Origin of the sequence: Komagataeibacter xylinus NBRC 15237, assembly GCF_001571345.1 — a bacterium.
In the GTDB taxonomy this organism is placed as follows: domain Bacteria; phylum Pseudomonadota; class Alphaproteobacteria; order Acetobacterales; family Acetobacteraceae; genus Komagataeibacter; species Komagataeibacter xylinus.
The window spans coordinates 1-917 of sequence record NZ_BCTP01000134.1 but is presented as its reverse complement, the minus strand read 5'-3'; the positions used below and the strand labels follow the sequence as shown (position 1 = coordinate 917).

General features: G+C 57.4%; 1 protein-coding gene. It reads left to right on the top strand.

Annotated elements, in window-relative coordinates; all coding sequences use genetic code 11:
- Positions 1 to 77: 77 nt before the first annotated feature.
- Positions 78 to 908, top strand: coding sequence for an IS5-like element IS1032 family transposase (locus GXY01S_RS16750; protein ID WP_035366909.1), 831 nt, complete (start codon positions 78 to 80; stop codon positions 906 to 908).
- Positions 909 to 917 lie beyond the last annotated feature (9 nt).

Here is a 917-nt window from a genome sequence, read left to right as displayed (position 1 = left end):
AGTGTCTGACCGAAAATGAGTTGAGTGATTTCAGTGGATTATGATTCATGGGTTTGCGATAACCTGATGAGATCAAGATGGCCTGGACTGAAATCACCCGCGCGCAGTATCGCCGGGACGACCTGGAGTATGCAAGCGACCTTCGCGATGCGGAGTGGGCGCTGATTGCGCCTTTGATGCCCGAGAAGAAACGACTGGGGAGACCACGACGTACGGATTTGCGCCGGGTCATGGAGGCGATCCTCTATATCGTCACTACGGGTTGCCAGTGGCGACAATTGCCTCGTCATTTTCCCGCCTTCACGACCGTGCAGGGCTATTTCTACCGTTGGATCCGCGAGGGACGATGGGAAGCGATAAACCATATTCTCGTGATCCTGTCGCGTGAGCAGGACGGGCGAGACGCCACGCCTTCGGTAGGCATTATTGACAGCCAGTCGGTTAAAACTGCTGAAAACGGCGGTCCACGCGGTTATGACGCGGGCAAGAAGATCAGGGGCCGCAAGCGGCATATCACGACCGATACGCTGGGTCATGTCGTGGCAGCCGTCGTGCATCCCGCCGACATTCAGGATCGTGATGGCGCGCCGCTGGTAGCGACCAGAATACGCTCATTGTTTCCCTGGCTTCGCCATCTGATCGGTGACGGCGGGTATGCCGGCGAGAAGTTGCGTGGTGCGCTGGCTGAACTCGGCCGATGGACGATCGAGATCGTCAAGCGTAGCGATCGGGCCGAAGGCTTCGTCGTCCTGCCCAAACGCTGGATCGTGGAGCGCAGCTTTGCATGGCTCGGACGCTGCCGTCGCCTCACGAAGGATGTCGAGGCAACAATCTCTTCATCCCACGCGTGGTTGATGATTGCCCATATCCGCAGAGTTCTGCGAAAAATCAATCAAACCGCTTTCTGATTCAGGCTC

Excerpts from the sequence above, each read along its gene's own strand:
- GXY01S_RS16750 (WP_035366909.1), top strand. The coding sequence starts at position 78 with ATGGCCTGGACTGAAATCACCCGCGCGCAGTATCGCCGGGACGACCTG.